Raw genomic sequence first — 20,134 nt, 5'->3', positions numbered from 1 at the left:
ATGTGTGTACCTATTGGTACATTATCAGTTCTTAGTCAAGGGACGGTGTACCCTTGTCCTCCCGTGGTGAGGCTTTAAACTAGACGAGCCATAATCATTTGCAGGAAATCAGCATGTCCTATGAAACACGTATCTCGTTGGGTAGTTTGAGCCTATCCCGATTGATCCTTGGCGCATGGAGGTTGCTCAGCGACCTTGAACGATCTGATGTTGATAGTGTCGCCAGGCTGGTTAATGGTGCAATTGACATCGGTATTACGAGTTTCGACCACGCTGATATTTATGGGAATTATGGTGTGGAAGAGGCTTTTGGTGCCGGATTACAAAGGTGGGGCGGCAGCCGTGATACAATTGAGCTGATTACCAAATGCGACATTATGCTGATATCGGGCGCCCGCCCTGAAAATCGCATTAAGCACTATGATACGAGCTCGGCGCACATTCGGGCTTCCGTGGAGCGGTCGCTGAAAAACTTACATACGGATTATATTGACGTGCTGTTACTGCATCGGCCCGATCCCTTGATGGATGCCGATGATACAGCCCGGGGTCTGGAAGATGTAGTCAAGGCTGGCAAAGTCCGTGCGGTTGGCGTATCAAACTTTCTGCCGCATCAGTTTGATCTTCTGGCATCAAGATTGCCATTCCCGCTGGTCACCAACCAAATCGAATTTTCTGTCAAATATGTTTCGCCTTTGACGGATGGAAGCCTCGACCACGCCCAAAGATTGAGATATGCGCCGATGATCTGGTCACCGCTTGGCGGCGGCAGTCTTTTCACAGGCGAGGGCGTGCAAGAGGTACGGCTCCGCGCTGCTCTGAGCGATATTGCTTCGCAATTGGATAATACAGATATTTCGGTAATTGCCATTGCTTGGCTGCTGCGTCACCCCGCCAGCTTAATCCCCGTTCTTGGAAGCCTGAAGATTGATAGACTAAAAACAATGGCGACTGCGCTCGATATCGAGCTCAATCGCCAACAATGGTTTGCAATTCTAAAGGCGAGTACCGGAGAGGACGTTGACTAAGCGGCGTGATCACGCTCCGATAGTAACTCCATGCCCTTCTTCTGCCGGATCAGATTGAAAAACCGGCGGAAAAGATAGTGTGAGTCCTGGGGGCCGGGAGATGCTTCGGGATGGTGCTGAACCGAAAATACAGGACGTCCAGTTACCCGCAGACCGCAATTGCTGCCATCAAAGAGCGAGACATGGGTTTCTTCGACATTGTCGGGGAAGGAGGCTGCATCAACAGCAAAACCATGATTCATGGATACAATCTCAACCTTGCCGGTTGTGTCATCGCGAACTGGATGATTCGCCCCGTGATGGCCTTGATGCATTTTCTTGGTGTCGCCACCAAGCGCCAATGCCAGCATCTGATGTCCAAGACATATACCAAAAACCGGGATTTCAGTTTTAATCAGCTCTTTGATTGTTGGGACAGCGTATTTTCCGGTTGCCGCAGGATCGCCGGGACCATTGGAGAGAAAAATTCCATCTGGATTATAGGCAAGGACATCTTCGGAGGTCGCTGTCGCGGGGAGAATTGTTATCTTTGCACCAAGTCCTGCGATTAGGCGCAGAATATTCCGCTTGATACCGTAATCAATGGCAACGACGTGAAACTCTGGTGCGGACTGTTCAGCAAAGCCCTGATCCCAAACCCATGGCTTTTCGGTCCAAACCGAGCTTTGTCCGGATGTAACATCCTTGGCGAGATCGAGATCCAACAATCCATGCCACGAAGCAGCGCGCGCTTTGAGCGCCGGAATATCGAATTTGCCATCAGGATCATGTGCAATTACGGCGTTTAGCATGCCCTTTTCGCGGATGAGCGCCGTCAAGGCCCTCGTATCGACACCGGCAAGGGCGATAACACCCCGTGCTTTCAACCAAGCATCCAGATGATCGACCGATCGATAGCTTGATGGCGAAGTGATATCGGCTTTGAATACTGCTCCAACAGCACCAGCGCGCTTTGCCGGCGTAAGGTCTTCAATGTCTTCATTGTTTGCGCCGACATTGCCAATATGCGGAAACGTAAACGTGACAATCTGACCGGCATAGGAGGGGTCAGTGAGGATTTCTTCGTAGCCTGTCAAAGCAGTGTTGAAGCAGACTTCAGCTTCGCAAATGCCCGTAGCGCCGAGACCTTTGCCTTCAATAACCGTGCCGTCAGCCAGCACGAGCAAGGCTGTGGGCTTTACTTCGGACCAAGCCGCAGTTTTTGCTTGCGTACCTGCTTCTATTGATGTGGCTGTCATGCGGTACTCCTGAATGAGCTAGCGTCGCACTGGATAAATGGGGCCATTGAAAAATGTCCTCGAATATCCCATATGACGTGGCTGAGCGCGATGGTTGGGTAATCATCCACCGCAGCAACAATAAAAATGTCTGGCTAAGTCCCAGTCCATAAACAAAGCAACGCCTTCGGTCAATTGCAAGACGAGCACTTGGTGGTAATTCATGTCGTGGATGACATGGCGCCATTGTTGATTTCGCTCGAAGCGACGACTAGGGTGGGCGCATAACAGGAGAATACGGCCATGCGCGATATAATCGCCGGGGCACTGAATACAGCCATCAAATCTCAGGACAAACGCCGCGTCTCGACGCTACGCCTGATCATGGCAGCCATCAAAGATCGTGACATTGTAAATCGCGGAATCGGGAAAGATCCGGTTAGCGGTGATGAAATCAGCGTAATTCTGGCAAAGATGATCAAGCAGCGCGAAGAATCTGCGAAGATGTACGAAGAAGGTAACAGGCTTGAGCTGGCTGAACAGGAGCGTGAAGAAATCGAGATCATTCGTGATTTCATGCCCAAGCAGTTTTGTGAGTCTGACATACGCAATGCCTGTACGCAGGTAATCGGCGAAATTGGCGCTGGTGGGCTGCGCGATATGGGTAAGTGCATGAACGCTCTTAAAGAGAAATATGCTGGGCAAATGGATTTCAGCAAAGCCAGTGGCATCGTGAAGGAAATATTGCAGTAGCAATTGAGTTACCGCTTGGGTTTGACCCAATGAAGGGCGAAAGACTTCGGTCTTTCGCCCTTTTTATTTTCGGTCACATGGTGATTTTTAGAAATGCACGGCGCTGTAAGACGAGTGCTGACAGCACGATTATGGGAAGCAGCAGGCAGTAGACCACCAATGGCAGGGGGGTGCCCCCGTCAAACAAAACTACCACGCTGGTTCCTACAAGCCCCGTGATCAGACTTTGAATGCAGAAGTAGTAGGCTACAGCGGAGCCAGCCCTATCAGCAAAATCGGCGAGGGCGCCATTCGCTGTAACCGATCCCGTCAGCACGATGCCAGCAGCGATAATCCACATCGGCAAAACAAAGCTCGCAAATGATAGGGCGAAAAACAGCTGGCTGATAAAAAGCACAATCGCTCCGGTAATAATTGTCAGCATTCCTCGTATTAAACAGTCCGCAATGCCCCATCTGGCGACGACGTGTTTAACGAAATAGCCGGTAATGATCATCACGACTGCAACAGTTGCGAAGATAAGGCTGAAATGAATTTCGCTATACTTCGCATTGTTAATCAGAACTCTCGGCGCTGTTGAGAAGAATACAAAGAATGCTCCCATTGCTGCACTGAATCCCAGTGTATAGGTCCAGAATGTCAAACTGCCCAAGATGGGTAAGATCGACCTGTCCTTTGAGGATCGTTGAGGCGGGCTGGTTTCGTGCCACATGAAAACAGCCCTCAAGCCCGCAAATATTCCGATACAACCCAGTGCCAAGAATATAGCCCTCCAGCCGAGCATGTTCGCAATGAGGGCGCCTGCGATGGGACCAAGTGCCGGCACGAATGCGAGCATTGACGTAAACATCCCATAGATGATCGTGCTTTCCGGTCGTTCACCATAGACATCTCGAACCGTGGCAAATGTGGCGACCAATACCGCCGATGCGCCGATTGCCTGTAGAGTTCGAAACAGCAGGAAGGGCAGTGGCGTGGACGAGAGGGCGAGGCAAAATGATGCTCCGGTAAAAAGCAGGGCGCCTGTAAGCAGGATCGGCCGCCTGCCGATCCTGTCGGATAAAGGTCCGAACACGATTTGTCCAAGTCCTAAAAGAACCATGTAAAGACTAAGGGAGAGCTGGATGACGTTTGAAGTCGTTCCCAAATTTCTTGGCATTGCAGGAACGACGGGAAGGTAAATGTCCATTCCAAGTGAAGCCAGAATGTCAAATGGCACCATCAGCAGGAGGGTAGCCGGGAGCGAGTAAGCCCAAATTTGTCGTTTGATAGGCATGATTATATGTCCGCTAAATGAATTCATTTGGCGGCGTCTGCCTGCGATCAAAATGATGGATGGTCTGACAGATGCACCGCAACAACGAAAGGTTGCTGCGGCTTACTTGTCCGAGGTTTTCTGTGCACCCATTTGTGCTGCTCCAAAAGAGACGTGGTAGTCGCTATTTGACTAGCAGTCAGCGGTGTGAAGCGCAACCGGTGCGATATGGTATGCAACTATTTGCATAGCTATTATGCATATTTGAAGGTAGCAAAAATTTTAGGCTTTGCTATCTTGAACTTGTTGGGCTCTTTCCTCCCAGATATCCCAACGTCGAATGTACTGCACCTCCTCCCGCGGTACATTTACAATCAGGACCGCTGCACCTCCTCCCGCAGCGGTCCTTTTTTGTTTTAGCCTTCTTCAGAATCGCGTTTGCCAGGTTGCAGGCCTCTTGCGGCTTTTCTCAAATGCACGACTTCCCGCTCGCAAAGCTCATCTATTTTCTGGTGCATTAGTTCAATCTTCTCATGAAGAAGCTCAATTTCGAGCTCAGCCTTGATGTTGATCTTATAGTCGTTGGCGGCTTCTTTCCGGTCTATATCCTGTTGCCTGTTTTGGCTCATCATAATGAATGGTGCAGCATAAGCTGCCTGAAATGACAGAGCCAGATTGAGGAGGATAAAGGGGTAAGGATCCCACTCCCGCACATAGGCGGTAACGTTCAGCACAATCCAAAAGAACAATATTGTGGTCTGGATAATGATGAATTTCCATGAGCCCATGGTCGCAGCAACAGCATCCGCAATTCTTTGACCACGAGTAAGCTGGTCTTCTATTTCCGCCGGTTTGTGGCTTCGTATTCTGCGGCGAACCGTGCGTAGCTGCTGGAGCAGCTTCCGCTCGGCATCATGAAGGCCCTTCGTCACATCATCCGTTTCGGCCATCGCTTCTCTCCAAAGCGGCAATTTGTTTGCTCATATTGATGCCTGTCACGTGGAACCCACAGGCATCATAAAGATTTTTCGCACGAGGATTATTGGCGGCAACCCGTAATTTGATTTGCCGAACCCCCGCTTTTACCGCCTCATTTTCGAGAAGGCTTAGTGCTTGTTTACCGTGCCCCTTGCCCTGCTCGGATGGAAAAACGTAGAAGTCGCAAATATGAATCTCCCCCATTTTTGTATCTACTTTATACCAAAGATAACCCACGACACGTTCGGTGTTCGCTTGCAAATCGACGAGACAGACCAAACTGTGCCCGGGCGTATCAATGCCCTGTTCCAAATCGTGATTGATTTCATCGATAGCGCGATCTTTTGCAACAGAATGCTCAAGGCCATAATTGGCCGCAATCTCCGTCGCGTAGTCGGCGATGAAATAATCCAGAAAATCCGAATAGTCGTCCGCGCGCATTGGTTTAAACATAAGCATCGGCTGCTTCCTATTGCGTGTGCTAAGCGCTGTACGCGCAAGCGGATGGAACCGAAACGACGCACTTACGTTTATGGTTAATAAAAACGGAGGCTGATATGAAAGAACATAGCTGGTCTACCATAATCGGAATAGTTGCGGGCCTGTCGATAGGCGCAGGCATTGGCGAAACTGTTATGGGCAACATGTTGCTTGGGCTCCTCATTGGCTCGGCAATGGGAGCTTTCATCGGTTCAAATACCCACATTCATCGTAATTATTAACAAGTTCCATTCGCTCAGCTGTGCAACGCCCGCAGACGCGTTGTGTTCAACAGACCCTGTTCTTCAAGGACAGGATAGGCCATGGATGCGAGCAGCGAGTTAATCTGCTTGAGGTCTCGTATGGTGTCGAGATGAATTGAGCTGGTTTCCAGGCTACGGACTGTCCCTTCACGCAATCTACTGAAGTGGCGTTGACTGCTCTGCTTCTCCAGGTCACGCAGGTGGTCCTTTTCCAAAACCAGCTGATGTGCGGTTTCCCGATCGCGAGATACCAGCACATTGAAAGCCATACGGGCATTAACCAATACTTTTGCGTGGAAGTTGCTGAGTTCCAGCCAGCCTTCATCAGTAAATTTAAGTTTGCGATCCATTTTTTTCTGAACGAGGGCGAGCATATTGCGGACAATGATGTCGCCCACCTGTTCAAGCTTGACGCAGGCACCCAATAGTTCCTGAGCACGGGCCACCTCAAACTCGGACAGTTTTCTCGTTGTTAGTTTGGCCAGATAAAGTTTGATGGCTGCATGTTTGCGGTCCACCTTATCGTCAAGCATCGATAGTTCGTTGATGCGATCCTGTTCCGGGTTTTCATAAAGCGCGATAACGCCGCGAAGCATTATTTCCACAGTTTCGCAGACCATCACGGTTTCCCGGGTGGCATTTGTCAGTGCCAGGCTTGGTGTGTCCAACACGCTTTCATCCAAAGCACTGAGCTCTGCTTGAACAAGAGAGGGCGCTTGCTCGACAGGTGCGTTCAACGCAACAACCGCCTTGGTTACGCGTAAAACCAGTGCTGACAGAGGGACACCCGCCAGCAGAATGATGATATTGAACAAGATATGACCATTGATGACTTGGTCCGCCGGTGACGAGCCAAGGAAGGCAATAGAGGGTTTGAATGTCATGAAGAGAATGAGGATCACGATTGATCCAGCGCCCCGCATCAGCAGGTTTCCCATCGGCACGATCCGAGCCTGTGGGGCAGCTGATCGAGTGAGGAGGGGGGCAATGAACGATGACCCGAGATTTACGCCAAAGATCATCACAATTCCGAGCTCAGGTTGGATAAGACCCCGCGAGGCAAAGGTGACCAGCAAAAGCACGGCAGCAATGCTGGAGTGGAATAGCCAGGTCATGATCGCCGCAAGCAGAAATGCTGTAACCGGATCGGTGCTGAGATAACCAACAATAACGGGCAGCAAGTCGCTGTTGCGTAGCGGTTCGGTCGCTTGCCCTGTCATTTCCAGCGAAAGCACCAAAAGACCAATGCCAACAAGAATGCGGCCAATCTGCCGCCAATTGCTGCGCTCCGTGGACATGAAGATTACAGTGCCTGCGACAAGGCAGAGCGGTACCAGCAAGGTTAGGTCAAAGCTGAGAATCTTTACGACCAGAGCGGATCCGACCTCAGCGCCGCGAACGGCCATCAAGCCTGCAACGCCACTGACAAAGCCTGAACCGACGAAAGACCCGACAAGGAGGCTGACTGCTGTCGAACTCTGCAATGCGATTGAAAGCATCAAGCCCCAGAGAACAGCAAGAATGGGATTGTGAAGGACGCCGCGTAGACTTTGACGCATGCGCTCGCCATAGGCGCGCTCGACGCCTGTTCGAACCATTCGTGTTGCCCAGAGCAGGAGCGCTACAGCACCTGCCAAATGCAACAAAATTGCGGAACCGTTCACTTGCTACAATCCTGTCGTGTTGAGAGAAGCGAGAATAGCAACCATGCCAAGTTTGATTGCAATTTATTAATATAAGATATCACTCAAAAAGCGAAAAAAATATGTTCCGGCTAAGAAAAAATATGTCGTTCTTAGCACAAATACGCTGGCAGAAGATAATTCAGACCTGACACGCTGATAATTTGCCGGCTTTGTAAAAACCAAATCCCTTCATGCTTTGATCGAACAGTATGAGTCGGGGATGAAGTGCTTGAAGGCCTTTCATAGCAGTCTTATTTAAGGCACAATGAACCTGGACCTCAGACGTGAGTGTTGAGCACTCCATATCCCGCAGCAGAGTTTAATTTAGAACGAACATCCATATGCGATTTCCGCCATCTTTTCTCGACGAGATCAGGGAGCGTGTGCCGATATCCAGCGTCATCGGGACACGCGTTTCGTTTGATCGCAAGAAGACAAATGCCCAGAAAGGCGATTTCTGGGCCTGCTGTCCATTTCACGGCGAGAAATCACCTAGCTTTCACTGTGAGGATCGCAAAGGGCGGTATCATTGTTTCGGATGCGGGGTCACAGGCGATCATTTTCGTTTTCTGACTGAACTTGAGGGCCTGAGCTTTCCGGAAGCGGTCGAGCGTGTTGCGGATATGGCGGGTGTTCCCATGCCCGCGCGCGATGCCGAAATGGAGATACGCGAGGCAAAGCGCGCCACGCTCTATGATGTCATGGAAATGGCAACGAAGTTTTTCGAGGACCAGTTGCAAACGGCCGGTGGTGCAAAAGCGCGGGCTTATTTGCGCGATCGCGGGCTCAGCGCTGCAACGCAGCACTCTTACCGTCTCGGCTATGCACCGGAAAGCCGTAATGCCCTGAAAGAACATCTGGCCAGCAAAGGGGCTACAAAGGATCAGATAGAAGCCTGCGGCTTGGTGGTATATGGCGATGACAAGCCAGTTTCCTTTGATCGTTTTCGTGATCGCATCATGTTTCCGATTGAAGATTTACGGGGGCGTATCATTGCCTTTGGCGGGCGAGCGCTGGCTCCCAATGCCATCGCAAAATATATGAACTCCAATGAAACCGAGCTTTTCCACAAAGGAAAAATTCTGTTCAACGCATTGCGCGCCCGCAAGGCAGCACAGCCGCAAGCGGGACAGCCAGCCAAAGCTGTCATTGCGGTGGAAGGATATATGGATGTTATCGCCTTGGCGCAGGCGGGGTTCACACATGCGGTTGCGCCGTTGGGTACAGCGCTGACGGAGGATCAGCTGGGTCTTCTTTGGCGAATGTCACCCGAGCCCGTACTTTGTTTTGACGGCGACAGTGCCGGCATAAAGGCGGCGCATAGGGCAATCGACTTGGCTTTGCCGGTTTTGAAGCCGGGATATTCGCTCCGTTTTGCTGTGCTGCCAGAAGGCAAAGATCCCGATGACCTCGTTAAGTCGTCAGGGCCACAGGCTTTTCAGGAAGTCCTTAATGATGCCCGCCCCTTGGCGGACATGCTATGGAGTCGTGAGACATCAAGCGGTGTCTTTGATACGCCTGAACGTCGGGCCGAGCTTGAATCTCGCTTAAAACAGATGACTGCTTTGATTGCCGATGAGAATGTCCGGCGTCATTATGGCCAGGATGTACGTGAGCGAATCCAGCAGTTTTTCGGGCCTAACCAACGTAACAATGGTGAGCGCGGCAACAATCAGAATGCCTATGGTCAGCCCAGATATGGTTCTCGCGGAAAAGGTGCTGCCACCGGGCGGTTTGCTGTCAGTGATAATCTGACAAAGTCGGCATTGGGCGCTCGCTCGTCATCAAAGCTTCCTGTTAGAGAAACAGCTATTCTGATGACCTTGTTCAACCATCCCCGTCTGATTGAAGATGACTTTGAAACGGTTGTTGATCTTGAATTGGAGCATCCGGACCTGAAGCGTTTTCATGCTGCTATGCTCGATGCGATGGCGGAGCATCATGTCTCCAGTGGAACAGAGATGCGCAAGGCAATCGCGGATCAGGGATTGGCAACGCTGGTGGAGGCGCTTGAAGCTATTATCCGACGCAACCGTGAATGGTCTGCTTCTGCTGAAGCTGCAGAAGAGGACGCCAGAGAAGCTTTGCGGCAGGCGATCCACTTGCATCAGCGCGCTCGCGCACTACATAAAGAACTAGAATTGGCTCGGGTAGCTTTGGGTGCTGACGCGACCGAGGAAAACTTTAACAGGTTACTCGATATACAGAACGATATCCGTAACGCGCAGGCTACGGAGGCGCTGATCGAAGGGTTTGGAATCCCCTCTGGACGCTCCGCGAAGGGTTTTTGACCGAATTGATTCGCTTTTTTGACCCGAATCAGTTGAGTCGGGGTTGACGTGGGTCAATAATGACGGAATCAGATTGCGCAGAATTGTAGATATTGCGTTGATGTTTGTGGGTTTTGCAGAAATACCGGCAAATTCGACAAATATGCAGCGTGCTCGCCACCGGAATAACAGGGTTAATCCGCCATTAACAGGATTTCGGCTAGTCGATCATTTAATACCTTGATTGATGTAGGGGAACCGGTGCGCTGCTGCACTCGTTGTTCTCATGCATGAAAAAAGCGAACGTCGCTTGGAGATATAGAATATGGCAACGAAGGCAAAGGAAAATGAAGAAGTAGAAGTCGAGCGCGAAGGCGCGCCAGACGGTCCGCTTCTCGACCTTTCCGATGACGCTGTCAAGAAGATGATCAAGCTCGCTAAGAAGCGCGGCTATGTGACGATGGACGAACTCAATGCAGTTCTGCCATCCGAAGAGGTCACTTCAGAACAGATCGAAGACACAATGGCGATGCTCAGCGATATGGGCATCAATGTTGTTGAGGATGACGAGCAAGACGCGGACGCCGAAGAGGCGGATAATAGCGCCGATGATGAAAGCGATGCGCGCGAGCTCGCCGAGTCGACCGGTACGGCTGTCGCTCCGACTGTCACCAAGAAAGAACCAACTGACCGCACAGATGACCCTGTTCGCATGTATTTGCGTGAAATGGGCACTGTTGAGCTCTTGTCGCGTGAAGGCGAGATTGCGATCGCCAAGCGTATCGAGGCTGGTCGTGAGACTATGATCTCAGGCCTATGTGAAAGCCCGCTGACGTTTCAGGCGATCATCATCTGGCGCGAAGCGCTGAATGAATCGCAGATTCTTCTGCGCGAAATCATTGATCTGGAAACGACCTATGCTGGCCCTGAAGCCAAGCAGGCACCGGTAATTGAGCGCGTCGAAGAAGAAAGACCTGCTCCAGGAAATGATCGTTCGCGCAGCCGCCGCGATGATGACGACATTACAAATGTTGGTGGCGATACGCAGGTCGAAGACGACGATGATGAGGATGATGAGGCCAATCTGTCGCTTGCAGCGATGGAAGCCGAATTGCGTCCGCAGGTCATGGAAACCCTTGACGTTATTGCTGACACTTACAAAAAGCTTCGCAAGCTTCAGGATCAGCAAGTTGAAAATCGCCTTGCTGCATCGGGTTCGTTGTCACCAAGCCAGGAGCGCCGTTATAAGGAGCTCAAGGACCAGCTGATCAAGGCAGTGAAATCGCTGTCGCTGAACCAGAATCGTATTGAAGCTCTGGTGGCTCAACTTTATGACATCAACAAGCGTCTCGTGCAGAACGAGGGCCGGTTGTTGCGTCTTGCGGAGTCCTATGGCGTACGTCGTGAAGACTTTCTGAAAGAGTATCAGGGCAACGAACTTGATCCGAACTGGCTGAAAGCTGTTTCCAACCTGACGACACGCGGTTGGAAAGAGTTCACGAAGAACGAAAAAGAGACGATCAAAAATCTGCGTACCGAAATTCAGAATATGGCGCAGGAAACTGCAATTTCCATTTCGGAGTTCCGCCGCATCGTCAACCAGGTGCAAAAGGGTGAGCGCGAAGCCGCTCTTGCCAAGAAAGAAATGGTTGAGGCAAATCTGCGTCTCGTCATTTCCATCGCCAAGAAGTACACCAATCGCGGGTTGCAGTTCCTTGATCTTATTCAGGAAGGCAATATTGGTTTGATGAAAGCGGTCGATAAGTTTGAGTATCGCCGTGGGTACAAGTTCTCGACCTATGCGACATGGTGGATCAGGCAGGCGATTACCCGTTCTATTGCCGACCAGGCACGTACAATCCGTATTCCGGTGCACATGATTGAAACGATCAACAAGATCGTTCGTACGTCGCGCCAGATGCTGCACGAAATCGGCCGTGAACCGACACCGGAAGAATTGGCTGAAAAGCTGGCTATGCCACTTGAGAAGGTGCGCAAGGTCCTGAAGATTGCCAAGGAACCAATCTCGCTCGAAACACCGGTAGGTGATGAAGAAGATTCGCACCTCGGTGATTTCATCGAGGATAAGAATGCGCTTCTGCCTATCGATGCTGCGATTCAGGCGAACTTGCGCGATACCACTACGCGGGTGCTGGCATCACTGACACCGCGTGAAGAACGTGTCCTGCGTATGCGTTTCGGTATCGGCATGAATACGGATCATACGCTGGAAGAAGTTGGACAGCAGTTTTCGGTTACGCGTGAGCGCATTCGTCAGATCGAGGCCAAAGCATTGCGCAAGCTCAAGCATCCGAGCCGTTCGCGCAAGCTGCGCAGCTTCCTCGACAGCTAAGCGATCCTTATCTGCAAAAATAGAGAACGGGATGGGCGAAAACCCATCCCGTTTTGCATTAGCGGGTGGGCGAGTCACAGATAATGCTGACGATACGACGAACGACAGGCAGCACCATTAAAAGTGTTGGAAATGCAACAACCCACGACAAGGCCCAAGCTGTTACCCAATTGTAAGGCAGGTCGGCGTGAAGCCCGAGATTCTTTACTGTCGCAATGAATGACACCACTAAAGTCATGAGCACCGAGAGAATAAGCGGTGTAATGACAGCAATGTACTTCGCTGGCAACTTGCGACGAAAAGACAGTTTCTGATTATAGTTCATGGTTTTTCCGTAAGTATGCGGTCTCATGTGCAACGATCCTTGGCCGATAAAAGCCACGCCGGTTAGAGACCGGAGGAGATGCGTTGCCTGACGTAAGACGCTTACGGTAGGGCTGAAAGTTCAACCTACGCTTGTCCTTTACACGCGGCATAGACGTGTTGGCAATAAAAAAGCCCGGCTGACCGGGCTTTTTTGTTCAGAGCGATGGCTCGTGGGATTTTTTGTCGCCTTTATCCTTGACCATGAGTTTGTCGATATAGGCGAGGAACAAGGCCGAAAACACGAAGGCAAGGTGGATAATTGTGAACCACATCAGTTGTTCGTGGCTGTACTGCGTCAGGTTCAAGAATATCTGCAACAGATGGATCGATGAAATCGCCACGATGGTCGATGCGACTTTGATTTTAAGTGATCCAGCGTCGATTGTACCGAGCCAGTGCACTTCATCTGCTTGGTCGAACCGCGATACGAAATTTTCGTAACCGGAAATGATGACCATGACCACAAGACTTGCAACGAGGGCTGCATCGATAAGGCTGAGCATTTTGAGGATCGTGTCGGTTTCGTTCAGGATCATGACTTTGGAGACGAAATCGACGAGCTTCCCGGCAAAAGAAAAAGCATAGATCGCCAGTGCAATCGCCAGCCCGAGATAAAAGACGACCAGAAGCCAACGTGAAGCGAGGATGATGTTTTCGATAAAGATTTCTATGCGTTTCATTTGCTCATTCCGATAGAAGTACAGGTTCAAACAACAAATAACGAGCATCTGCGTGAACTCAAGGCGCAAACGCAAAAAACCCGGGCTTTTGCCCGGGTCCGATTGTTTCGAAAGGGATTAATTATTGCTTGCCATCGGGGCAACCAACGGCGTGATCCTGCGGATTGCAACACGGCGATTCTGTTGCTCAGGACCCTCTGATTTAATCTTCAGATAGTTCTCGCCATAACCTTGTGTGGCCATGTTCTCTGGCGGAATATCGAAGACATTGGTCAATGCCTGTGCGACTGATTCAGCCCGTTTATCCGACAGAACGAGATTGGCCTGATCCGAACCCACGGCATCCGTATGGCCTTCGATGAGGAATGTCTCTGCAGGATTCTTCTTCAATATCTGGGCCATGGCCTTCGCGACGCTTTCAATGCGCGCGATCTGATCTTCACCGATTTCGGCAGAACCGAAAGGAAAGGTGATGGTGTCGAGATCAACACGGCGTACTTTGTCGCGGATACGTGCAGAGCGCTTTACCTCGTCTATGGAATAGAGACGCTCGACACGTTCGACCGGAGGCTGAGTGAAGAATTCGTAGACTTCTTCCTCGGGCACTTCTTCCGCGTCCATAATGTATTCGCGTACAGGGATCGTGAGACGCAGGGGTGGCAGATCGTCACCCGGATCGCGCCACACGAGGCGTTCTTCGCGATCATAGTCGGGCGCGTAGCTAAGAACCACCTCACGCCCGTCAGGCATCAGCCGTGAGCGTTGGATCACATCTCCATACCGATTGCGAACCGTTATGATTTGGACGCCATTTTCACGAATAATGGTTTCTCGCGTGCGATTGCGCGGCAAGTCTTCGTAATACACGTCCTGTGCGTCCCGAGACATGCGGGGGCGATCCGAACTTTCAACGAAGATATTATTATTCACTTCGACAATCGTGCGATTATCAAACTGCTTGATAACCTGTACGTCATCGGGACGTTCATCCCGTCTAGGTTCCTTGGTGCGTACGCCTTTTTCTGTTCGTACTGGCTCGATCTTGACCGGAGCAAGTTCTTGCTGAACATCTGCGTCAGTTTTTGGCGGCGCGACGGGAGCAGTTTCCGGTGTTTGGCTGGCTGGCTGCTCCTGTGAAGCTTCGCCTGTCACTTGGCCCTGTTTGCTGCCCTTTTCTCCGCGACCGCCCTTCCGAGGCTTATCGCTATCGAGCACAGGTGCGGCATTTTCTGGAAGCGGTGATGCTTCCTGTTGTTCCGGTTTAGCTGCCTGTCCCGAAGGAGCTTCGGTAGTTCCATCGGCAGGCTTTGCATTTTGATCTGGCGTTACAGGCGTAGCCTCCTGCGAGGGTACTGCCGGAGTTTCGCCCGTAGGCTGGCTAGGCGTCGTTTCAACAGGAGATTTCTGTTCGACGGCTTCAGGTGAGGTTTGCTGGGCGGGCGTTTCCTTGGCTGCTTTGTCTGCAGCCTTCTTGGCTTCTTCGGCGGCCTGATCTGTTTGTTTCTCGGCAGCTTTCTGAGCACTGTCTGCTTTTTTCCGTGCTTCTTCTTCAGCTAATTTTTGAGCTTCTGCTGCCTTGTCAGTTTCTTGTTGAGCAGCTTTCTTAGCCTTTTCCGCTTCCTTGGCAGTTTCTTTCTCAGTTGCTTTGACCGCTTCAGATTCTTCTGCCGCCTTCGCGCGTGCAGCTTCTCCTACAGCTTTCTGCTCTTCGGCCGCCTTATCAGCTTCGGCCTGAGCATCGCGCTTAGCCTGTTCGGCATCCTTGGCAGCCTTCTTTTGTGCAGATTCGACGGCCGCAGCTTCATCAGCCGCCTTTTGTTTAGCCTCCGATTCGATTGCCTTTTGCTTCTCCGCAGCTTTGTCAGATTCGGCTTGGGCATCCCGTTGGGCTTGTTCTGCCTTGGCAGAGGCTTCCGCTTCGGCATCCTTTGCGGCCTGATCGGCTTGCTCTTTTGCCTGCTCTGCGGCCTGCTTTTGTGACTCGGCAGCTGCATCGGACTCTTCGGTCGCGCGCTGCTTGGCATCGTCTACTTGTTCCTCAACCGGGCGCTTTTTCTTGACAGGCTCTTCAGTTGTTTCAGCTTCAGGCTGTTGCTCTTCAACTTGAGCGAGCAACATTTGGGGATCATTGGTGTTCGATGAAATATACGGCCTGTTCAAAGCGGGTTGCTCCGCCATCGCATGCGGCGACGAAAAGAGAATTGCTGTTGAGGCGAAAAAAAGTGCTGTCCGTTTCATGTCCATCCCTGTCTCGCATTTCAAAAGCTTGAAACACGTCAAATGTTCTTAACCGCAACCTGTTCCCATTTTATGGCAACCTTTTGTGGCGCGATCATCGTTTTTCCGGCCATGGCGACCGAATTCGAAAGATGCAGCATTCCACTACCCGCCTGTATGCGGTGTGAAGGCGCTGTTCATCTTGCATTCATGGACAACTACCGGTCGCTACTATGGACGGGAGCATATCAGCGTTGTATTTGATGGTATGCCTAGCGAACCATTCTGGAAAACCAAAACACTTGATGAGCTTAATCGCGCTGAATGGGAAAGCCTCTGCGACGGTTGCGGCCGTTGTTGCCTTCACAAACTTGAAGATGAAGATACGGAAGAAATCTACTTCACGACAGTGGCGTGCACGCTGCTTGATGCGGGCACATGCCAATGTTCCGACTATGTTGATCGGAAAAAGAAGGTGCCCGACTGCGTGTTTCTGACGCCTGAAATTGTCAGGACTGTCGACTGGCTCCCTGAAACCTGTGGCTATCGGTTAATAGATGAGGGCCAGGATCTCTATTGGTGGCATCCCCTCGTCTCCGGTACCAGCGAGACTGTCCATGAAGCCGGAATCTCTGTTCGGGGCCAAGTAACGGCGTTCGATCATGATCTGAAATCTGACGAAGATTACTTTGAACATATGGTAAGAGTTGCCGGCAATTAACTATTTGTAACCTGGGAACAAAGTGGACTTGTTGGACCTTTATGGTGTGTCCGGTTTGACGGACTAAATGACAGGGAGAAACGTTCAATGGCTCGTGTTTCATTAAGAATCCTGGCACTCGGTGCCGCGATTGGTATCTCTTCCGTATTTGGGCTTGGGGTCGCGTCTGCTACGCCTTCGGTCCAAACACTCGGAATTGCGAATTCGGAAACCATCAATGTCAATCACCGGCCAGGACACTGGGGGCCGGGTTATCGGCGCGCCTGCACAGCTGGCCAAGCAGCAAGTAAAGCACGCCGTATGGGGCTGCGTAACCCGACGGTAACAGTGCGCAGAAACGTTTTACGAGTAACGGGCTGGAGATATGGCCATCGCAGCGCAGTGGTGTTTGCGAGAGCCAGAGGATGCCCGATTATCCGCTGATCAGCGATAAAATATAAAAAGGGTGCTTTGAAGCACCCTTTTTATTGCTGGCTGTGTAGATTGATCAGTTCTTTAGTTCAAAAGTAACATCCACAGTTACGTTGTAGGTGTTCTCGCCAGCAGCGACCGGGACAGAATCTGCAGCCATTGCCATCATCTTGCTTTGCGCCATTGGCATGGGACGAGGGTTTCGCGATTGCTCGCTAATCTGTACAATTTTGCCAAGTTCAACGCCCGCAGCTGTGCTGAGAGTTTTCGCTTTTGAAATAGCACTGGCAACGGCTTTTTTTCGTGCTTCTTCCAGGATCGCATCCGGCTTGTCGTTGGTGAATACGAGATTGCCACCCTGATTAACGCCAAGTGACACAGATTGGTCCAAAATTTCTCCAACCTTCTTCAAATCGCGGACACGCACAGAAAGCGAATTGGACACTGCATAGCCAACGATTTTTGGTGCTTCAGGCTGTTGTTTGCCGTCCTTGTTTTCCGGATAAACATAACGCGGTTCAATGTTGAAGCCGGAGGTCTGGAGATCGCGATCTGCGATTCCTGCCTTCTTCATTCCGTCCAGAACCTTGGCCATTGATTCATTGTTGGCTGTCAGCGCTTCCCGTGCCGTTGGTTTCTCCTCCATAACAACCAGCGAAAGAACCGCTGTGTCAGGTGCAATCGCAGCTTCGCCTTCGCCGGTTACGATGATGCGTGGGCGCGGAGTTTCATCCGCAAGAGCAGCAAAAGGAACAGCAATCATCGCAGTCGTTGCAAGGGCTAGGGTCAGGATTTTAGATGTCATGGATATCTCCCCAAATGACGTGAAGCTGCTGACTCGCAGGTCATTATGGGTGGATTAGGGCAAAAAGCAAAAAATCTCCGACTGCATAAAATGCATCCAAAAGCGTTGTTCGACGTTCCTGAACAACCAAAGGAGTGCATTATGACCGACGAAAGAGAGAAAATTAGCGGCAAACAGCCGGAAAAGCAGGAAAAGCCTGACAGAACACCAATCGAAACCCAGGATTGGGATGAGGTTGGTGTGACTGAAGTGCAGGCCGATGATGAGCTGGCAATACTGGGGGAGCGGCAAACCGAATCCGAAGATGCCGGCGATCTGTCCGAAGACGACGATGATAATCCATATCAGGAAAGCGATGCAGCTCTGCCTGATGACGAGGAGGAAGCTGAGATCGCATTTGATCCGGAGCGAGAGGGTCACCGGTTTGGTGACTAAACAGCAGTAACTTTGCTGGAAAGACAACGCCTCGTTAAGGGGCGTTTTCTTTTTCTACAGCATCGCAAGTTGTGGACATAGGTATTGACTAAGATACAAATGTTCATTACTCGATATGCAGTGCTGCCATGTCTTTCGGGTCGCGAGCAGCGTAATTCGACAATCAGTCAAGGAGTCCCGGGATGGCTTCCGCCAGAACGTCAAATGCCAAGCTCAAGGACGACGGCAGCAACCTTCCATTCGCCTTTCGGCACTACACGCCAGATCAGTTAAAGGAAGCCTTGCGCAAAATGTATCTGATACGCCGTTTTGAAGAGGGCGCTGAGGAATCGTACACACGCGGGCTGATCCACGGTACGATGCACCTTTCAATCGGTCAGGAGGCGAGTGCCGTCGGTATATCCATGCCGCTTGCCGAAAATGACATGATCACCTCTACACATCGTGGTCATGGTCATTGCATTGCCAAGGGCGCGGACGTTGCAAAAATGTTTGCTGAGTTCTTTGGCAAAGAAACCGGTTACTGCAAGGGGCGTGGTGGCTCCATGCATATTGCGGACGTTTCCAAAGGCAATCTTGGTGCAAATGGCATTGTCGGCGGAGGCATTCCTATCGCCGTGGGCGCAGCGCTGTCAGCCAAGAAACAGAAAAACGGTAAGGTCGTTGTTTCCTATTTCGGCGATGGTGCAAACAATGAGGGTGCCTTTCATGAGGCCCTCAACATGGCCTCGGTATGGAAGCTGCCTGTTGTTTTCGTCTGCGAGAATAATGGTTATGGCATGTCTACTTCCACCGCACGTTCTACTGCTGTCGCCAATGTGGCAGACCGGGCGGTCGCCTACAACATGCCGGGTGTAATCGTCGACGGTAATAATCTTTCAGACGTTGCCGAGGCCTCTCACAATGCAGTGGAGCGGGCGCGGCGCGGCGAAGGGCCCACTCTTGTCGAATGCAAGACCTATCGGCATCGCGGACATTCGAAAAGTGACCGCAACCGCTATCGTACCAAAGAGGAAATCGAGGAGTGGATCAGCAATCGTGACCCCATTCATCTATTTGAGGATCAATTGAAAGAGTTTGGTTTCCTTGATGACAACCAGATCGCTGACCTTCGCGATAGTGTAGCAAAGGAGATCGCCGACGCGATCGAATTTGCCAAGGACAGTCCATCACCGGACCTCAATAATCTCACGCGTGACGTATATACGGACTGATCACATGAATGAAGTAGTGCGCGAACTGAGCTATTCGCAGGCGATCCAGGAAGCGATGGCAATCGCCATGGAGGCTGATGACCGGGTGTTCCTTATGGGGGAGGATATAGGCGTCTATGGCGGCGCCTTTCAGGTAACCGGTGATCTGGTGCAACGTTTCGGCGAAGATCGCGTCATGGACACACCCATTTCAGAACTGGGTGGGGCGGGTGTTGCTGTGGGCGCTGCTCTGACAGGCATGCGGCCCATATTCGAGTTTCAGTTTTCTGATTTTGCCGCGCTGGCGATGGAACAGATCGTCAATCAAGCAGCGAAAATGCGCTATATGCTCGGCGGTGCGGTATCAGTTCCGCTGGTCATGCGGTTTCCTGCGGGCTCCGGCACGGGAGCGGCAGCACAACACAGCCAAAGCCTCGAAGCATGGTTCGGGCATGTCCCCGGATTGAAAGTTATCCAACCCTCGACACCCTATGATGCCAAGGGCATGCTTCTTGCTGCAATCGAGGATCCTGATCCTGTCATGATCTTCGAACATAAGCTTCTTTACAAGATGAAGGGGCCGGTTCCCGAGGGCCATTACATTGTCCCTATAGGCAAGGCAGCTACTGTGCGCGAAGGCACTGACCTCACGATTGTTGCGTCGGCGATCATGGTTCACAAGGCGCTTGAAGCGGCCCAGGAATTGGCCAAAGAAGGCATCAACGTTGAAGTCGTCGATTTACGAACTGTGCGTCCGATGGACAAGGACACCATTATTGCCAGCGTAAAGAAAACGTCGAAGCTCATGTGCGTATATGAGGGTGTGAAAACACTTGGCGTAGGTGCCGAGGTGAGCGCCATGATTGCCGAAAGTGAAGCATTTGACTATTTGGACGCGCCAATCGTTCGTCTTGGCGGCGCCGAAACTCCCATTCCTTATAATCCCGATTTGGAGAAGGCGACAGTTCCTCAAGTGCCCGGAATTATCCAGAGCGCGCGCGATCTCGTAAAAGGGGTGCGATAG

18 protein-coding genes are annotated in these 20,134 nt (G+C 51.3%); 9 read left to right on the top strand and 9 right to left on the bottom strand.

What is annotated here, in order from left to right; translation table 11 throughout:
• Window positions 1–113: 113 nt before the first annotated feature.
• Window positions 114–1,028 (top strand): aldo/keto reductase, encoded by a 915-nt coding sequence (locus V9K95_RS04380; RefSeq protein WP_336439731.1) that lies wholly within the window; start codon window positions 114–116, stop codon window positions 1,026–1,028.
• On the opposite strand, the gene carA is transcribed toward V9K95_RS04380, so the two are convergent.
• Entirely contained in the window at window positions 1,025–2,266 is a 1,242-nt protein-coding gene (gene carA / locus V9K95_RS04375; protein WP_336439732.1) for a glutamine-hydrolyzing carbamoyl-phosphate synthase small subunit, read from the bottom strand. The genes V9K95_RS04380 and carA overlap by 4 nt on opposite strands.
• A 282-nt stretch (window positions 2,267–2,548) precedes the next feature.
• Here carA and V9K95_RS04370 point away from each other — a divergent pair, with 282 nt between their 5' ends.
• Window positions 2,549–2,998: a GatB/YqeY domain-containing protein gene (locus V9K95_RS04370; RefSeq protein ID WP_115052460.1), complete on the top strand. Its 450-nt coding sequence runs from the start codon at window positions 2,549–2,551 to the stop codon at window positions 2,996–2,998.
• Window positions 2,999–3,071: 73 nt separating this feature from the next.
• Here the strand turns inward: V9K95_RS04370 and cml are convergent, their stop codons facing one another.
• The 3 genes from cml to V9K95_RS04355 all read right to left on the bottom strand — a co-directional run bounded on the left by cml (window position 3,072) and on the right by V9K95_RS04355 (window position 5,690).
• A complete protein-coding gene (cml, locus tag V9K95_RS04365) occupies window positions 3,072–4,274 on the bottom strand; it encodes a CmlA/FloR family chloramphenicol efflux MFS transporter (protein WP_336439733.1) in 1,203 nt (400 codons plus the stop codon).
• A 395-nt stretch (window positions 4,275–4,669) separates the two neighbouring features.
• Window positions 4,670–5,203, bottom strand: a complete 534-nt coding sequence (locus V9K95_RS04360; RefSeq protein ID WP_115052462.1) for a DUF1003 domain-containing protein — start codon at window positions 5,201–5,203, stop codon at window positions 4,670–4,672.
• Window positions 5,187–5,690: a GNAT family N-acetyltransferase gene (locus V9K95_RS04355; RefSeq protein ID WP_336439734.1), complete on the bottom strand. Its 504-nt coding sequence runs from the start codon at window positions 5,688–5,690 to the stop codon at window positions 5,187–5,189. The genes V9K95_RS04360 and V9K95_RS04355 overlap by 17 nt, the downstream gene beginning before the upstream one ends.
• Window positions 5,691–5,788: 98 nt before the next feature.
• Between V9K95_RS04355 and V9K95_RS04350 the strand changes: the two genes are divergently transcribed.
• Complete coding sequence (locus tag V9K95_RS04350) at window positions 5,789–5,953, top strand: hypothetical protein (RefSeq protein WP_162802461.1); 165 nt, start codon at window positions 5,789–5,791, stop codon at window positions 5,951–5,953.
• Between the two features lie 14 nt (window positions 5,954–5,967).
• On the opposite strand, the gene V9K95_RS04345 is transcribed toward V9K95_RS04350, so the two are convergent.
• On the bottom strand, window positions 5,968–7,638 hold the full coding sequence (locus V9K95_RS04345; RefSeq protein ID WP_115052464.1) for a Na/Pi cotransporter family protein: 1,671 nt from the start codon (window positions 7,636–7,638) through the stop codon (window positions 5,968–5,970).
• A gap of 362 nt (window positions 7,639–8,000) precedes the next feature.
• On the opposite strand from V9K95_RS04345, the gene dnaG reads away from it, so the two are divergent.
• Together dnaG and rpoD are read left to right on the top strand one after the other, a co-directional pair.
• Complete coding sequence (dnaG, locus tag V9K95_RS04340) at window positions 8,001–9,950, top strand: DNA primase (RefSeq protein WP_336439735.1); 1,950 nt, start codon at window positions 8,001–8,003, stop codon at window positions 9,948–9,950.
• A gap of 304 nt (window positions 9,951–10,254) precedes the next feature.
• Window positions 10,255–12,282: an RNA polymerase sigma factor RpoD gene (gene rpoD / locus V9K95_RS04335; RefSeq protein WP_115052466.1), complete on the top strand. Its 2,028-nt coding sequence runs from the start codon at window positions 10,255–10,257 to the stop codon at window positions 12,280–12,282.
• Window positions 12,283–12,340: 58 nt separating this feature from the next.
• Here the strand turns inward: rpoD and V9K95_RS04330 are convergent, their stop codons facing one another.
• The 3 genes from V9K95_RS04330 to V9K95_RS04320 all read right to left on the bottom strand — a co-directional run bounded on the left by V9K95_RS04330 (window position 12,341) and on the right by V9K95_RS04320 (window position 15,566).
• Window positions 12,341–12,634: a DUF2798 domain-containing protein gene (locus V9K95_RS04330; protein WP_307279401.1), complete on the bottom strand. Its 294-nt coding sequence runs from the start codon at window positions 12,632–12,634 to the stop codon at window positions 12,341–12,343.
• Between the two features lie 169 nt (window positions 12,635–12,803).
• Window positions 12,804–13,328 carry a TIGR00645 family protein gene (locus V9K95_RS04325; RefSeq protein ID WP_336439736.1) on the bottom strand — a complete coding sequence of 175 codons (525 nt, stop codon included), beginning with the start codon at window positions 13,326–13,328 and terminating at the stop codon, window positions 12,804–12,806.
• A 117-nt stretch (window positions 13,329–13,445) separates the two neighbouring features.
• The gene (locus tag V9K95_RS04320; RefSeq protein WP_336439737.1) at window positions 13,446–15,566 is read right to left on the bottom strand and encodes an OmpA family protein; all 2,121 of its coding nucleotides are present in this window, start codon (window positions 15,564–15,566) and stop codon (window positions 13,446–13,448) included.
• 247 nt (window positions 15,567–15,813) lie between these two features.
• Between V9K95_RS04320 and V9K95_RS04315 the strand changes: the two genes are divergently transcribed.
• The gene (locus V9K95_RS04315) at window positions 15,814–16,266 is read left to right on the top strand and encodes a YcgN family cysteine cluster protein (RefSeq protein ID WP_307286183.1); all 453 of its coding nucleotides are present in this window, start codon (window positions 15,814–15,816) and stop codon (window positions 16,264–16,266) included.
• A gap of 487 nt (window positions 16,267–16,753) precedes the next feature.
• Here V9K95_RS04315 and V9K95_RS04310 read toward each other — a convergent pair whose 3' ends face one another.
• Window positions 16,754–17,482: an SIMPL domain-containing protein gene (locus V9K95_RS04310; protein WP_336439738.1), complete on the bottom strand. Its 729-nt coding sequence runs from the start codon at window positions 17,480–17,482 to the stop codon at window positions 16,754–16,756.
• Window positions 17,483–17,623: 141 nt separating this feature from the next.
• Here V9K95_RS04310 and V9K95_RS04305 point away from each other — a divergent pair, with 141 nt between their 5' ends.
• The 3 genes from V9K95_RS04305 (at window position 17,624) to V9K95_RS04295 (ending at window position 20,134) form a co-directional block, all read left to right on the top strand.
• Window positions 17,624–17,917: a hypothetical protein gene (locus V9K95_RS04305; RefSeq protein WP_336439739.1), complete on the top strand. Its 294-nt coding sequence runs from the start codon at window positions 17,624–17,626 to the stop codon at window positions 17,915–17,917.
• A 182-nt stretch (window positions 17,918–18,099) separates the two neighbouring features.
• Window positions 18,100–19,131 (top strand): thiamine pyrophosphate-dependent dehydrogenase E1 component subunit alpha, encoded by a 1,032-nt coding sequence (locus V9K95_RS04300; RefSeq protein WP_336439740.1) that lies wholly within the window; start codon window positions 18,100–18,102, stop codon window positions 19,129–19,131.
• A 4-nt stretch (window positions 19,132–19,135) separates the two neighbouring features.
• Complete coding sequence (locus V9K95_RS04295) at window positions 19,136–20,134, top strand: alpha-ketoacid dehydrogenase subunit beta (RefSeq protein ID WP_336439741.1); 999 nt, start codon at window positions 19,136–19,138, stop codon at window positions 20,132–20,134.

This window comes from Phyllobacterium sp. CCNWLW183 (assembly GCF_037203775.1).
In the GTDB taxonomy this organism is placed as follows: domain Bacteria; phylum Pseudomonadota; class Alphaproteobacteria; order Rhizobiales; family Rhizobiaceae; genus Phyllobacterium; species Phyllobacterium ifriqiyense.
The sequence above is the reverse complement of the archived record's forward strand: the minus strand, read 5'-3'. Positions and strand labels throughout refer to the sequence as shown.

Coding starts and splice junctions, on each gene's coding strand:
- V9K95_RS04380 (WP_336439731.1), top strand. CDS start 114: ATGTCCTATGAAACACGTATCTCGTTGGGTAGTTTGAGCCTATCCCGA.
- carA (WP_336439732.1), bottom strand. CDS start 2,266: ATGACAGCCACATCAATAGAAGCAGGTACGCAAGCAAAAACTGCGGCT.
- V9K95_RS04370 (WP_115052460.1), top strand. CDS start 2,549: ATGCGCGATATAATCGCCGGGGCACTGAATACAGCCATCAAATCTCAG.
- cml (WP_336439733.1), bottom strand. CDS start 4,274: ATGCCTATCAAACGACAAATTTGGGCTTACTCGCTCCCGGCTACCCTC.
- V9K95_RS04360 (WP_115052462.1), bottom strand. CDS start 5,203: ATGGCCGAAACGGATGATGTGACGAAGGGCCTTCATGATGCCGAGCGG.
- V9K95_RS04355 (WP_336439734.1), bottom strand. CDS start 5,690: ATGCTTATGTTTAAACCAATGCGCGCGGACGACTATTCGGATTTTCTG.
- V9K95_RS04350 (WP_162802461.1), top strand. CDS start 5,789: ATGAAAGAACATAGCTGGTCTACCATAATCGGAATAGTTGCGGGCCTG.
- dnaG (WP_336439735.1), top strand. CDS start 8,001: ATGCGATTTCCGCCATCTTTTCTCGACGAGATCAGGGAGCGTGTGCCG.
- rpoD (WP_115052466.1), top strand. CDS start 10,255: ATGGCAACGAAGGCAAAGGAAAATGAAGAAGTAGAAGTCGAGCGCGAA.
- V9K95_RS04330 (WP_307279401.1), bottom strand. CDS start 12,634: ATGAGACCGCATACTTACGGAAAAACCATGAACTATAATCAGAAACTG.
- V9K95_RS04325 (WP_336439736.1), bottom strand. CDS start 13,328: ATGAAACGCATAGAAATCTTTATCGAAAACATCATCCTCGCTTCACGT.
- V9K95_RS04320 (WP_336439737.1), bottom strand. CDS start 15,566: ATGAAACGGACAGCACTTTTTTTCGCCTCAACAGCAATTCTCTTTTCG.
- V9K95_RS04315 (WP_307286183.1), top strand. CDS start 15,814: ATGCCTAGCGAACCATTCTGGAAAACCAAAACACTTGATGAGCTTAAT.
- V9K95_RS04310 (WP_336439738.1), bottom strand. CDS start 17,482: ATGACATCTAAAATCCTGACCCTAGCCCTTGCAACGACTGCGATGATT.
- V9K95_RS04305 (WP_336439739.1), top strand. CDS start 17,624: ATGACCGACGAAAGAGAGAAAATTAGCGGCAAACAGCCGGAAAAGCAG.
- V9K95_RS04300 (WP_336439740.1), top strand. CDS start 18,100: ATGGCTTCCGCCAGAACGTCAAATGCCAAGCTCAAGGACGACGGCAGC.
- V9K95_RS04295 (WP_336439741.1), top strand. CDS start 19,136: ATGAATGAAGTAGTGCGCGAACTGAGCTATTCGCAGGCGATCCAGGAA.